At 69.2% G+C, this 13,509-nt stretch carries 12 protein-coding genes and 1 pseudogene; 8 read left to right on the top strand and 5 right to left on the bottom strand.

Features of this window, described 5'->3' with window-relative positions; genetic code table 11:
* Positions 1-39: 39 nt before the first annotated feature.
* Positions 40-1,332: an LLM class flavin-dependent oxidoreductase gene (locus ACLJPX_RS38650; protein ID WP_410605227.1), complete on the bottom strand. Its 1,293-nt coding sequence runs from the start codon at positions 1,330-1,332 to the stop codon at positions 40-42.
* A complete protein-coding gene (locus ACLJPX_RS38645; protein ID WP_410605226.1) occupies positions 1,329-2,417 on the bottom strand; it encodes an LLM class flavin-dependent oxidoreductase in 1,089 nt (362 codons plus the stop codon). The genes ACLJPX_RS38650 and ACLJPX_RS38645 overlap by 4 nt, the downstream gene beginning before the upstream one ends.
* 116 nt (positions 2,418-2,533) lie before the next feature.
* Here ACLJPX_RS38645 and ACLJPX_RS38640 point away from each other — a divergent pair, with 116 nt between their 5' ends.
* The 6 genes from ACLJPX_RS38640 (at position 2,534) to ACLJPX_RS38615 (ending at position 8,452) form a co-directional block, all read left to right on the top strand.
* Entirely contained in the window at positions 2,534-3,274 is a 741-nt protein-coding gene (locus ACLJPX_RS38640) for a GNAT family N-acetyltransferase (RefSeq protein WP_410605225.1), read from the top strand.
* Entirely contained in the window at positions 3,225-4,217 is a 993-nt protein-coding gene (locus ACLJPX_RS38635) for an isopenicillin N synthase family dioxygenase (RefSeq protein WP_410605224.1), read from the top strand. The genes ACLJPX_RS38640 and ACLJPX_RS38635 overlap by 50 nt, the downstream gene beginning before the upstream one ends.
* A 70-nt stretch (positions 4,218-4,287) precedes the next feature.
* Entirely contained in the window at positions 4,288-5,319 is a 1,032-nt protein-coding gene (gene tdh / locus ACLJPX_RS38630) for an L-threonine 3-dehydrogenase (RefSeq protein ID WP_101608639.1), read from the top strand.
* Positions 5,319-6,500 carry a glycine C-acetyltransferase gene (locus ACLJPX_RS38625; protein WP_410605318.1) on the top strand — a complete coding sequence of 394 codons (1,182 nt, stop codon included), beginning with the start codon at positions 5,319-5,321 and terminating at the stop codon, positions 6,498-6,500. Before tdh ends, ACLJPX_RS38625 begins: the two co-directional genes overlap by 1 nt.
* The gene (locus ACLJPX_RS38620) at positions 6,497-7,411 is read left to right on the top strand and encodes a LysR family transcriptional regulator (RefSeq protein WP_410605223.1); all 915 of its coding nucleotides are present in this window, start codon (positions 6,497-6,499) and stop codon (positions 7,409-7,411) included. The genes ACLJPX_RS38625 and ACLJPX_RS38620 overlap by 4 nt, the downstream gene beginning before the upstream one ends.
* Before the next feature lie 39 nt (positions 7,412-7,450).
* Entirely contained in the window at positions 7,451-8,452 is a 1,002-nt protein-coding gene (locus ACLJPX_RS38615; protein WP_410605222.1) for a TerC/Alx family metal homeostasis membrane protein, read from the top strand.
* Here ACLJPX_RS38615 and ACLJPX_RS38610 read toward each other — a convergent pair.
* Positions 8,449-9,012, bottom strand: coding sequence for a TetR/AcrR family transcriptional regulator (locus ACLJPX_RS38610; RefSeq protein ID WP_101608635.1), 564 nt, complete (start codon positions 9,010-9,012; stop codon positions 8,449-8,451). The genes ACLJPX_RS38615 and ACLJPX_RS38610 overlap by 4 nt on opposite strands.
* An 81-nt stretch (positions 9,013-9,093) precedes the next feature.
* Here ACLJPX_RS38610 and ACLJPX_RS38605 point away from each other — a divergent pair, with 81 nt between their 5' ends.
* Complete coding sequence (locus ACLJPX_RS38605; protein ID WP_410605221.1) at positions 9,094-10,149, top strand: FAD-dependent oxidoreductase; 1,056 nt, start codon at positions 9,094-9,096, stop codon at positions 10,147-10,149.
* 75 nt (positions 10,150-10,224) lie between these two features.
* Positions 10,225-11,414: pseudogene (locus ACLJPX_RS38600) on the top strand (DUF222 domain-containing protein).
* Between the two features lie 340 nt (positions 11,415-11,754).
* Here ACLJPX_RS38600 and ACLJPX_RS38595 read toward each other — a convergent pair.
* Complete coding sequence (locus ACLJPX_RS38595) at positions 11,755-12,537, bottom strand: alpha/beta fold hydrolase (RefSeq protein WP_410605220.1); 783 nt, start codon at positions 12,535-12,537, stop codon at positions 11,755-11,757.
* Positions 12,534-13,481: a LysR substrate-binding domain-containing protein gene (locus ACLJPX_RS38590; protein ID WP_410605219.1), complete on the bottom strand. Its 948-nt coding sequence runs from the start codon at positions 13,479-13,481 to the stop codon at positions 12,534-12,536. The genes ACLJPX_RS38595 and ACLJPX_RS38590 overlap by 4 nt, the downstream gene beginning before the upstream one ends.
* Between the last annotated feature and the right edge of the window lie 28 nt (positions 13,482-13,509).

The following is a 13,509-nucleotide window of genomic DNA, read 5'->3' as shown; positions in this document are numbered from 1 at the left end:
ACGGCGGATCGCGACGACCACGATGTCACCCGGCGCGCGTCAGTCTCCCGGCAGCGCCAGGTGCTCGCGCAGCGTCGTGCCTTCGTACGCGGTCCGGTAGACCCCGCGGTCCTGCAGTTCCGGCACCAGCTTGTCGACGATGTCGTCCAGCGCGGCGGGCACCAGATGCGGGCTGATGTTGAAGCCGTCGACGGCGCGGTTGCGGACGTAGCGAGCCCATTCGTCGGCGATCTGACCCGGCGTGCCGACGAAGGAGTGCTCGCGCGGCTGGACCTCCAGAACCAGTTGGTGGATCGAGAGGTTCTTGCTTTCGGCGAGTTCGCGCCACTGCCGGACACGGTCGAGTTTGCCGGTGCGGTGCTCGACGGAGATGGTGCCGCGTGAGGGATCCAGTTCCTCTTCGGTCGGCTCGATGTCCGGCAGCGGCCCGTGCGGATCGTAGGCGGACAGGTCGCGGCCCCAGTACTGCTCCAGGAACGAGATGGCGCGCTGCGGGTTGAGCTGCCGCCGCCGGATGTCCTCGCTGCGTTCGGCCGCGTCGGCCGGGGTGTCGCCGAGGACCACCGTCGCACCGGGCAGGATCCGGACGGCGTCGGCGGGGCGGCCGTGGTTCGCCAGCCGCGCCCGGAGATCGGTGGCGTAGGCGATCGCCTTGTCGTACGCGGTGTTGGTGGAGAAGACGACGTCGGCGTGCTTCGCGGCGAGTTCGCGTCCGCCGGGGGAATCGCCGGCCTGAAACAGCACCGGCCGCCCCTGCGGACTGCGGGGGACCGTCGGCGCGGCACGCAGCCCGACGAGGTCGGTGCGCCGTTCCACCACGGCGCCGTCTCCCGACCAAAGCGCCGACGCGGCCTCGACGAACTGGTCCGCCCGGTCGTAGCGGCGGTCGTGCTCGAGCCAGCCCCCGCGGCGGAAGTTGGCGCCCGTCCAGGCGTTGTCGGTGGTGACGATGTTCCAGCCCGCCCGGCCGCCGGACAGGAAGTCCAGTGTGGACAGACGGCGGGCGAGGTCGGCGGGGAAGTTGTAGGTGGTGTTCTGGGTGGCGACCAGCCCGATGTGTGTGGTGGCCGCGGCGAGCGCCGAAAGCTGGGTGATCGCGTCCGGCCGCCCGGCGACGTCGAGGGCGAGGATCCGCCCCCGGTTCTCTCGGACTCGCTGGCCGTCGCCGAGGAAGAACGCGTCGAACAGGCCGCGTTCCAGGGTGTGCGCCACCGAGACGTAGGTTTCGATCTCGGTGTGCGCCCCGTTCGACGGGTCGTCCCACAGGTATTGGGCGCCGACACCGACGTAGAAGACACCAAGGTGCAGCTGCGCGTGTTCGCTCACGGTCATCCCCTCGAAGCGGCGAAACGGTTGACGGGGCGGGGCAGGCCGAGTGCCGCGCGCAGGGTCTCGCCCGGTTCGGGTGGGCGCAGCACGCCCTGGGCGCGGAGTTTCGGGAGCACGGTTTCGAGCAACGGCGGCAGATCGGTCGCCAGTACCGCCGGATGCAGGCGGACCCCGTCGACGACCGTGCCCAGCCAGGCGAGCAGATCGGCGAGGCCGTCGGCGGATCCGGTGTACCGCAGGCGTTCGGTGTGTTCCCAGCGGGCGGACGAGTCGAGGCGCTTCAGCCGGGTCTCGGCCGGTTCCCGCGTGTTCAGCAGGACCTCGACTTCGGCGAAGACGCGCGGTGTGCCGGAGTCCCTGGCCCGGTGCGCCCGTCGCCGGAGGTCGTCGAGCCCGCTCCCGCCGATCAGCACGACGTCGGGTCGCGCCTCGTCCACCAGGTGTTCGGGGGCGATCACGACCGGGAGGCCCTGCGGAGGCCGGGGAGTGATCAACGGGCCCTTGACCGAGAACGCCGCGCCTTCGAAGTCGACGTGATGGACCTTGTCGGGATCCAGGTAGCGGCCGGTCGCGACGTCCTTGATGACGGCGTCGTCCTCCCACGAGTCCCAGAGCCGTCGCACCACCTCGACGACGTCGGTCACCTCCCGGCGCAGTCCCGCCGGATCCAGCGGGCCGGTGCCGATGGTGGCGAGGGCGTCCGGCTCGTTGGCGGCGCCGACCAGCCAGGCGGCCCGGCCGTGCGACGCGTGGTCGAGGCTCGCGAGCTGGGTGGCGACGTGGAACGGCTCGGTCGTGGTCACGTGCGCGGTCGCGCCGAGGCCGATCCGGTTCGTCCGCGTGGCGACGTACGCGGCCCGGCTGAGCGCTTCCAGCCGGAGACCACCCGGCGGGGGCAGCGGCGAATCGTCGAAGGTGACCAGGGTGAACCCCGCGATCTCGGCCGCGAGGACGAGCTCGATCAGCGCGCGCGGCCCCAGCCGCTCGGCGGACGGGCGCTCGTCGCCGAGGGCCGCCGCGGGATGCGCTCCGTCGCCGTCGAGTTCGACCGCGAGCCGCACCGGGCCACCGGCAGTCCGGGAAGTCATCGCATACCGCCCCTCGTCTAGGTCCTTCGAGGGTTAACGGCCGGCCCGGTGTCGCGCACGCGTGTTCAGGATGTGGGAGCGGGAATGAAAGGCCGCCCGCCGATGTCGCAGCCGTCATGGTCACCCCTTTCGATGATCCGGCTTGGGCCTCCCTGACCGGCCCGCACGCCCACTTCGCCGAACGCTTCGGCCAGGTCCTGCGCTACCCGGTCGACGTCGCTCCCTTTTTCGCGCTGCCACCCGAACCGGACGTCGGTGTGTGGACCGACGTCGCCGCGCTGGCCGGCCCTGGCGAGACGGTCACCGTCCACAACTCACTGCCCGTCCCGGCGGGCTGGGAGGTCCTCGGCAGGATCGCGGGGGTCCGGCTGGTCGACGTCGCGCTCGAAGTCGCCGAGGATCCCGAAGCAGTCAGGCTGGGGCCGGAGGACGTCCCGGAGATGCTCGATCTCGTCGAGCGGACCAAACCGGGACCGTTCCGGCAGCGGACCGTCGAGTTGGGGACATACCTGGGAATCCGGCGTGGCGGCGCGCTGATCGCGATGGCGGGGGAGCGGCTGCACCCGCCCGGCTGGACCGAGATCAGCGCCGTTTGCACCGACGCCGCGTATCGCGGTCAAGGGCTGGCGACCCGGCTCATCCGCGCGGTGGCGGCGGGAATCCGCGCTCGCGGCGAGCGGCCGATGATGCACGCCGCGGCGACCAACACGTCCGCCATCCGCCTGTACCAGTCGATCGGTTTCGAGCTGGCACCGCGACCGGACTTCGTGTCCGTCCGTGTCCCCGAAAACACCGAAGGAGGACTTCATGACAGCGTTGCCCGTGATCGATCTCTCGCGGTTCCGGGTTCCCGGTGATCGCGAGGCGTTCCTGGCCGATCTGCGCCGGGCGGCTCGCGAGGTCGGGTTCTTCTACGTCGTAGGGCATGGCGTGCCGCCGGAACTGTCCGAAGGGATCTTCTCGGTGGCGCGCCACTTCTTCGCGTTGCCCGAGGCGGACAAGCTCGCCATCGAGAACGTCGAGTCCCCGCAGTTCCGGGGATACACCAGGACCGGGAACGAGTACACCGGCGGTTCCCGCGACTGGCGGGAGCAGATCGACGTCGGCCCGGAGCGCGAAAGCGCCGAGCCGGCGCCCGGCGATCCGGCGTGGGCACGGCTGATCGGCCCGAACCAGTGGCCCGAGGCGGTGCCGGAGCTGCGCGAGGTCACCTTGGCGTGGCAGGCGGAGGCGTTGCGGGTGAGCCGCGAGGTGCTTCGCGCGCTCGCGGCGAGCCTGGGGCAGGACGAGGGCTACTTCGACGCGTGGTTCGACGACGAAGCCGCCACGCACCTGAAGATCGTCCACTATCCGCCGAGGCCCGCCGCGGATGAACAGCAGGGAGTCGGCTCGCACAAGGACTACGGCTATCTCGCGCTGCTGCAGCAGGACGAGATCGGCGGTCTCCAGGTGCAGGGAGACGACGGGGACTGGATCGACGCCGTGCCGGTGCCGGGCAGCTTCGTGGTCAACATCGGCGAGATGCTGGAGATCGCGACCCAGGGTTACCTGCGGGCGACCCGGCACCGGGTGCTCAGCCCGCCCGCCGGGGTGGACCGCTACTCGGTGCCGTTCTTCCTCGCGCCGCGTCTCGACGCCGTCGTCGAACCGCTGGAATTGCCCGCCGAACTGGCCGCGGCCGCTCGCGGGATCAGCCAGGACGCGGACAACCCGCTGCTCGCCTCGTACGGCGAAAACGCCCTGATCGGATGGTTGCGTTCGCATCCGAAGGTGGCGAAGCGCTGGTACCCCTCCTTGTGAAGACACGCTAACGAGCGAATTCAGAAACTCGCGATGGACTGAACAGCGCCGCCGGGCCAGACTTCGCGCAATGAAGGCATTGGTCAAAGCCGACCGGGCACCAGGGCTCGAACTCACCGACGTTCCGGACCCCGCGGTCGGCCCCGGCGACGTCGCCGTCCGCGTGCTGCGCGCCGGGATCTGCGGTACCGATCTCCACATCGACTCCTGGGACGACTGGGCGGCGCGCACCATCGCCGCGCCGCTGGTCATCGGGCACGAGTTCGTCGGCGAGGTGGTCGAGATCGGCCGGTCGGTGACGACGGTCAAGGTGGGCGACCTGGTCAGCGGCGAGGGGCACCTCGTCTGCGGAAGCTGCCGCAACTGCAAGGCGGGCAGGCGGCACCTGTGCGCCAGGACCAAGGGCCTCGGCGTGCACACCGACGGCGCGTTCGCGCAGTACGCGGTGCTGCCCGAGATGAACGCCTGGGTGCACCGCACCAAGGTCGACCTGGACATCGCCGCGATCTTCGATCCGCTGGGCAACGCCGTGCACACCGCGCTGTCCTTCCCCGTCATCGGGGAGGACGTGCTGGTCACCGGCGCCGGTCCGATCGGCATCATGGCCGCCGCCATCGCGCGGCACGCGGGCGCGCGCAACGTCGTCGTCACCGACGTCAGCGAGCACCGGCTGGAACTGGCCCGCAAGGTCGGCGTCGATCTGGCGCTGGACGTCTCCTCTTCGACCATCGCCGACGCGCAGGAACGGCTCGGCATGGCCGAAGGCTTCGACGTCGGCATGGAGATGAGCGGACGGCCCGAGGCGCTGCGCGACATGATCGCGAACATGTCCCACGGCGGCCGCGTCGCCCTGCTCGGCCTCCCCGCCTCCGACGTGTCGGTGGACATCGCCGCCGTCGTGCTGAAGATGATCCAGATCAAGGGGATCTACGGCCGCGAGATGTTCGAAACGTGGTACTCGATGTCCGTGCTGCTGCAAGCGGGGCTGGACATCTCGCCGGTGATCACCCACCGGTTCGGCTACACCGAATACGAAAAGGCGTTCGCCACGGCCAGGGAAGGCCGTTGCGGCAAGGTCATTCTGGATTGGACGGAGAACTGATGTACGGCGCGATGCGCGACGACCTCAAGGCCGGGCTCGCCGAAATCCGGGAAGCCGGGCTGTACAAGGGTGAGCGGGTGATCCGGGGACCGCAGCGGGCTTCGGTCAGCGTCGCCGAAGGCGAGGTGCTGAACTTCTGCGCCAACAACTACCTCGGCCTCGCCGACCACCCGGCCCTGGTCAAGGCCGCGCAGGAGGCGCTGGACCGCTGGGGCTTCGGCATGGCGTCGGTGCGGTTCATCTGCGGGACGCAGCAGCCGCACAAGGAACTCGAGGCGAAGCTCTCGGAGTTCCTGAGCACCGAGGACACGATCCTCTACAGCTCCTGTTTCGACGCCAACGCCGGGCTGTTCGAGACGCTGCTGACCGACCAGGACGTCATCATCTCCGACGAGCTGAACCACGCGTCGATCATCGACGGCGTCCGGCTGTGCAAGGCGAAGCGGATGCGGTACCGCAACCGTGACGTCGCGGACCTGGAGGCACGGCTCAAGGAGGCGTCCGGCGCGCGCTACCGGATGATCGCCACCGACGGCGTGTTCTCCATGGACGGCTACCTCGCGCCGCTCGACGAGATCTGCGCGCTGGCCGAGCGCTACGACGCCCTGGTGATGGTGGACGACTCGCACGCCGTCGGCTTCACCGGCCCGACCGGTCGCGGCACGCCGGAACTGTTCGGCGTGCAGGACAAGGTCGACGTGCTGACCGGCACCCTCGGCAAGGCGCTCGGCGGGGCGAGCGGTGGTTACACCTCGGGCCGCGCGGAGATCGTCGAGATGCTGCGGCAGCGTTCCCGGCCGTACCTGTTCTCGAACTCGCTCGCGCCGTCGATCACCGCCGCGGCGCTCGCCACGCTGGAGCTGCTGGACGAGTCGAGTGAGCTGCTGGGCAAGCTGCGCGCCAACACCGAGCTGTTCCGGCGCCGGATGACCGAGGCGGGTTTCGACCTGCTCCCCGGTGAGCACCCCATCATCCCGGTGATGATCGGTGACGCCGCCAAGGCGGGCAAGATGGCGGATCTGCTGCTCGACCAGGGCATTTACGTGGTCGGGTTCTCGTACCCGGTGGTTCCGCACGGCAAGGCCAGGATCCGGACCCAGATGTCGGCGGCGCATTCGGCCGACGACGTCAACCGTGCGGTGGACGCGTTCGTGACAGCAAGGTCCATGATGGACGAATGATCGATCCGCGACGGCTGCGGGTACTGCGCGCCCTCGCCGACCACGGCACCGTGACGGCGGCGGGTCAGGCGCTGCACCTGACGCCGTCCGCCGTCTCCCAGCAGCTGGCCGCCCTCGAAGCCGAGTGCGGCCAGCAGCTGTTGAGACGGCGGGGCAGGCGGGTTTCACTGACCCCCGCGGGCGAATTGATGGTGGTGCACGCGAACGCCGTCGCCGCCGAACTGGAACGGGCGCGGGCCACCCTGGCCGCGCTCGACACCGGTGTCCAGGGGATGGTGCGGCTGGCGAGTTTCGCCTCGGCGATCACGATGGTCGTCGCGCCGGCGATCGCCGCGCTGCGCGCCGGTTCCCCCGGGGTTTCGATGCAGGTGCAGGACGTCGAGGGGCACGCGAGCATCCCGCTGCTGCTCGACGGCGAGGTCGACCTGGCGATCACCGAGGAGTACCGGCTCTCGCCACGGACGGATGAAAGCAGGCTCACCCGGTTCCCGTTGTACGCGGAGCCGTTCGACGCCGTGCTGCCCACCGCGCACCGGCTGGCGGAGGCGTCCGAAGTGGACATCGACGAACTCGCCGACGACGACTGGATCGCGCCGAAACCCGGGAATCCCTGCCGCGACGTGCTGATGATCGTCTGCGCCAACCCGGCGATCCGGCACGTCTCCGACGACTTCCACGCGATCACCACCCTGGTCGCCGCCGGTGAGGGCGTGGCCTTGGTGCCGCGCAACGCTTTCACCGCTGTCCCCGGCGCTGTCGCCGTCCCGTTGCGCGGCGAGCCGCCGCTGCGCCGGGTGTTCGCCGCGGTCCGGCGGGGGAGCGCGGATCATCCGCTGCTCAAGACCGTTCTCGCGGCACTGCTGGACGCGGCCCCCCGGCATGCGAATGCGGACCCGGGGACTCGCCCTTAGGATCGGGGCACCTGCCGTCGAAAGAAAGACAGGGCGCGGATGCTCCAGATCGATGGCCTCACCTGGATCGTCACGATCGGGTTGATTCTCGGGCTGCTGGCACTGGATCTCGTCCTGGCGGCCGTGCGGCCGCACAAGGTCGGCTTCGGCGAAGCGGTGGCCTGGTCGGTCGGCTACATCCTGGTCGCGGTGGCGTTCGGCGTCTGGCTGACGCTGGCGCACGGCGGCGACTTCGGGCAGCAGTACTTCGCGGGTTACATCGTCGAGAAGAGCCTGTCGGTCGACAACCTCTTCGTCTTCGTGATCATCATGAGCACCTTCGCGGTTCCCGAAGAACATCAGCACAAGGTGCTCACGTTCGGCATCGTCGTCGCGCTGATCATGCGCGCGATCTTCATCGCGCTCGGTGCCACGCTGCTTTCGTTGTTCTCCTTCATGTTCCTGCTGTTCGGGTTGCTGCTGATCTACACCGGGATCCAGCTGTTCCGGCATCGCGACGAGGATCCGGACATCGAGAACAACGTGGTGGTGCGGACCGCGCGCCGCCTGCTGCCGCTGTCCAAGGAGTACGACGGCGGCAAGCTGTTCACCCGGCTCGAAGGGAAGCGGGTGGGCACGCCGCTGGTGGTGGTGCTGCTCGCGATCGGCGGGATCGACCTGCTGTTCGCGCTGGACTCGATCCCGGCCGTCTTCGGCGTCACCGACGAGCCGTACCTGGTCTTCGCCGCCAACGCCTTCGCCCTGCTGGGCCTTCGCGCGCTGTACTTCCTCGTGAAGGGCCTGCTCGATCGCCTGGTGTACCTGTCGGCCGGGCTCGCGGTGATCCTCGGGTTCATCGGGGTCAAGCTGATCCTGCACTGGGCCCACGTCGACATCAACGACAGTGTTCCGGAGATCTCGACGCCGGTCAGCCTCGCGGTGATCATCGGCATTCTCGTCGTGGTGACCGTGGCGAGCCTGCTCAAGACCCGCAAAGATCCTTCCGCCAAGGCGCATCCGGGCTCGCTGCGCGCCTCACGTCCCCCTTCCGAAGACGACTAGCGCCAGCCGTGGGCGAGGAGGTCGAAGATCTCCTCGACACCCTTCCGGGGATCCGGCGTTCCCCTCGTGAGCGCCGGGATGTCCAGCACGAACCGCGCGAGCGCACGGCAGGCCGTATCGCCGGGGTCCGCGCCGGTGTCTTCGGCGATGGCGGCGCCGAGGGCCGCGGCGTGCCGGGTCCACATGCGCTCGCCGTACTCCTGCAGCGCGGGGGTGCTGTTCACCAGTTCGGTGAACTCGGCGTACTGGGGATGCTCCGTGAGCGGGAGCCAGGTGGCGAGCACGTACTCGCGCAGCGCCTCGACGATGCTCTGACCCGCCGCGCGCTCCCGAACGGCCGCGATCAAGCGCTCTTCCCGGCCCTGGGACTCGTCGAAGACCAGTGCTTCCTTGCCGGGGAAGTGCTTGAACAGCGTCGTGGTCGACACGTCGGCCGCCTCGGCGATGTCGCGGATGCTCACCTGGTCGTAGCCCCGCTCCAAGAACAGGTCCAGCGCGGCGTCCGCGAGCGCCTGACGGGTCGCGGCCTTCTTGCGTTCACGCCGTCCCGGTGTCTCCATGAGCGCAGTCTAGCGCATGAGTTGTCACGGTCACTAAGTTGACTCGTTGCACTTTTTAACTCGTTCTGCTTTTCTGGGTTCATGACGATCAGCATCATCGGAGCGGGCCCCGGCGGCCTGACCTGCGCCCGCATCCTGCAGAAGCACGGCATCCCCGTGACGGTCTACGACCGCGACCCGCATCCCCACGCCCGTAACCAGGGCGGCACCATCGACCTGCACGCGGACGACGGCCAGCTCGCCCTGCGCGAGGCGGGTCTGCTCGACGAGTTCTTCGCGCTCGCCCGTCCGGAAGGGCAGGAGATGCGCAAACTGGATCCCGCCGGAAACCTCTTGGAGCACCACGTCCCGGACGAAGGGGAACTCTTCCGGCCGGAGATCGACCGAGGACGGCTGCGCGACCTCCTGCTCGACTCGCTCGAGCCGGGCACCGTGCGGTGGGGGCGGGCGCTGGACAAGGTCGACGGCTCGCGATTGTCCTTTATGGACGGTACGACCGTCGAAACGGATCTGGTCATCGGCGCCGACGGCGCGTGGTCGCGGGTCCGCCCGGCGGTGTCCTCGGCCGTCCCGGAGTACGCCGGGATCACCTTTCTGGAAGCCTGGTTCGACGACGTCGAGAACGCACACCCCGAGCTCTCCGCCCTCGTCGGTCAGGGCAGCGCCATGGCGGCCGACGGCGACCGCTGCCTGTTCGCCCAGCGCAACGGCGGTGACCACATCCGGGTCTACATCGTCCAACGCCTGCCCGTGGACTGGGTCGGCGCCGGCGACACCCCGGAGCTCCGCACCCGGCTGCTCGACACGTTTTCGGGCTGGGCGCCGAAGATGCTACGGATGATCACCGACAACGACGGGCCGTACATCGATCGCCCGCTGTTCGTCCTCCCGGTCCCGCACACGTGGGAGCACTCGCCGACGGTGACTTTGCTGGGCGACGCCGCCCACCTGATGCCGCCGCTCGGCGTCGGCGCCAACCTGGCCATGCTCGACGCCTGCGAACTCGCCCTCGCGCTGGCCGGCTCCGTCACGATCGGCGATGCGGTCGCCGCCTACGAGAAGACCATGCTGCCCCGGTCGGTGGAAATGGCCCGGCAGCTCGAGAACGGCGCCGAAGGTTTGCTCGATTTGGACTAGTGTTGGTTCTCCCGGTTTCCGGAAAGTGTCGGTGGCTGGTTGTAGGTTCGTCGGGTGGCTACTGCTGAAGCCTTTATGGCTCCCTTGAAGGAAATTCCTGATCCTCGCACGTTGGGCGACGAGGAGTGTGTCGCTCTGGCGCAGGCTGTGTCGGCTGATATCGCGCGGTTGGAGGCGGTGCGGTTTCGGGCGATCGCGCAGTTGTCGCGGCATCGGGATGGTGCGCGGAGTGTGGTGCAGGAGGTCGCTTTCGCGTTGTCTGTTGTGGACGGTCATGCGGGTGCGATGGTCGCCGCCGCCGAAGCCTTGACCACTCGTCTGCCCCGGACTCTGGGGTTGATGGACCAAGGGAAGCTGAGTGGGTTCGGGGCGATGAAGGTCGCGGCGGCGACGGCGTGGTTGTCGGATGAGAACGCGCTCGCCGCTGATGCGTTGTTGGAGGATCGGTTGCCGGGGAAGAATTCGGATCAGATTCGGAAGGCGGCGGGTCATGCGGCGATCACGGTGGATCGCGAGGGTGCTGCTCGGCGGGTGGAGCGGCACCGTGAGGGGCGCCGGTTGACGGTGAGGCAGGGTGAGACGGGGGTGGCGTCGATCGAGGTCGAGGACGGCCCGGTGGAGAAGGTGACCGCCGCCTATACGCGGATCGATCGTGAGGCCCGGGCGTTGAAGACCGGTGGGGAGACTCGCACTCTGGACCAGTTGCGGGCGGATGTGGCGCTCGATCTCTTGTTGGGTGGTCAGGGCGGCAAGGCCGAACGGGCGGAAGTGTTCTTGTATATGGATTTGTTCACGTATCTGGGGGTGAAGGATGATCCGGCCGAGCTGGCCGGGCACGGTCACATCCCAGCCACGCTGGCGCGGGAGATAGCACCGGTGCGGGCACAGTGCTACGCAGGATCATCACTGATCCGTTGTCCGGGCAGGTGCTGGATTTGGGGCGGGATCGGTATCGGCCGTCGGCGGGGTTGGGCGAGTTTGTTCGGGTGCGGGATCGTGAGTGCCGAAGACCGGGCTGTCACCGGCCGGCGCAGGCCTGCGATCTCGACCACTCGGTGCCGTGGGAATTCGGTGGCCATACCGATGCTGATGAGCTGATCGACCTCTGCCGTCGTGATCATCGGCTGAAGGATGAACCTGGGTGGGTCTACCGGCTCGCGGCTGACGGCACCCTGACCATCACCACGCCTACTGGGCAGTCCTATGACAGCGCGCCGCCACCGCTGCACGAACCCCGCCCTACTGAGGAACCACCACCATTCTGAACCGTTGCCGCGAAACGGCCACGACGCCAGTGCGGCGGTGGATCTCCTGATGGCAGCGACAGTGCCCGACGAACTGCCGCGTTCTCGGCCGTTGCCGAAATCTGGCTATGGTCCGATCGTGAAACTGGTCCCAAGTCGGCTCCAACAACAGCAACCGTGATCGCCGCTCCTGTCGAAAGCCGTGCCACCCATCGCCAAAAAACGGCAATCCCTCACCCCACAACAGAATCGGTTTGGAGATGCCCGCCGCATCACGGCCCCGGACAGCAGTTGGACCGTCAGATCCCCCCCCGGTTGAGAAAGAGAAATCCGCGATGGGCACATAGCCGGTCGGCACGGTCTAACCCAGGAAGTCGCTGACCAGATCGCTCGCCTCGGGACGGCATTCGTCGAAGTAGGCGTGCCGCGCCCCGGCGAAGAGACGCACCCGCGCACCGGGAATCCGGCCGGCCAGCAGGGGCGCGTTCGCCGGTGGTGCGAGCAGGTCGTCGTCGCCGTGGAGGACCAGGGTCGGCGCCGTGATCTCCGGAAGCGCGTCCCAGGCGTCGTGGGTGTTGCTCGCGACGAGATGTCCGCGGACCGCGTGCGGCGGCATGCCGTGGGCGCCCAGCACCCGGTACGGGCCGGGGTTCGCGGCCCGCCACGCGGGGGTGTACATCAGGTTCTCCAACGTTTCCCGTGCCTCGACGGAGGAGCGCCGGGCGAGGGCCAGTCGCACGTCGTTCGACCGCTCGACACCGTGCGTGCCGCCCGGCGAGGTGCAGCCGAGGACGAGCCGCCGCGCCCGGTCCGGATACCGCGCGGCGACCCACTGTGCGACGCGGCCGCCCATCGAGGTTCCATAGACGTCGGCTTCGGCGACGCCGAGTTCGTCGAGGACCGCGATCACGTCGTCCGCGAAACCCGGGGTGGAGTAGGCGGAATCGGGTGCGTCGCTGGCACCGGTGCCGCGGTAGTCCATGGTGATCGTGCTTGGGAAATCTCCGCGCGTGCGGTCCCACCAGGTGTGGTCGTTCGCCTGCCCGGCCAGCAGTACGAGCGGCCTGCCCGTGCCGTGCCACTGGTACGCCAGCCGGGTGCCGTCGGTGGCGACGGCGTGGCCGGTGCGGGGGAGCGTGGTCATCCTTCTCCTGTTCGGTCTTCCCAGAGCCGGGCCGAGGGCCACTCGCCCTCCCGCACGGTCTGGTGGATCTGCTGGACCAGTGCCCGCGCGACGGCGTCGACGGCGGGCGTGACACGGCCGGTCCGGGGCATGCCGAGGACCACCGTGCGCCAGACCTCCGGTTCGGCGACCGGGGCCGCGCTCAAGGTGCCGTCGGCGACGTCCGCGGCGATGCCGATGCCGGGCAGGATCGTCCAGCCGTGCCCGCCCAGGACGAGGCGTTTCTGCAGCGTCATGGAGTTGGTCTGCACGGTGACCTCCGTCTCGGCGCCCGCCTCACGGGCCGCGCCGTCGATGAGGGTCCGCAGCGCGTGCCCCTCGGACGGCATGACGAGAGGATGCGCGGCCACCTCGGCGAACGGGACCGGCCGGGCGGGATCCAGTCCGGCCGACGGGGGAGCGACGGCCCAGAGCCGTTCGCGGACCAGCGGCCGGACGTTGAGCGACGGCGTACTGGTCAGGTTGTAGAGCAGGCTCAGATCGACGTCGCCGTCGTCGATCCACCGCTGAAGATGCCCCGAGTACGCGGTGAGCAGCCGCAGTTCGATACCCGGATGGTCGCGCAGCACGGCCGTCGTCAACGGCGCCGCGAGCCGCTCGGCGGCGCTCTCCAGCAGGCCGACCGTGACGATCCCGGTGACCACCCCCGGGGTCGGGGCCAGTTCGGCCCTGGCCCGGTCGAGTTCGGTGAGGGCCCGCCTGGCCCGTTCGACGAGTGTCGTGCCCGCCTCGGTCAGGCGCATCCCGTGGCGCGTCCGCTCGAACAGCGACACACCCAGTTCCTGCTCCAAGGTGCGGATCTGCCGCGTGACCGCGGGCTGGACGAGGTGCAGCAGCTCGGCCGCGCGGGTCACGCTACCGACCTCGGCGACCGTCACCAGCGCCTTGAGCTGCTTGAGGTCCACCGTCGTCCCCTGCCATCGCGGTCCGGTA

The organism is Amycolatopsis sp. lyj-90 (assembly GCF_046549035.1).
In the GTDB taxonomy this organism is placed as follows: Bacteria; Actinomycetota; Actinomycetes; order Mycobacteriales; family Pseudonocardiaceae; genus Amycolatopsis.
Note: the sequence above shows the minus strand (reverse complement) of the source record. Positions and strands in the feature narration are given on the sequence as shown.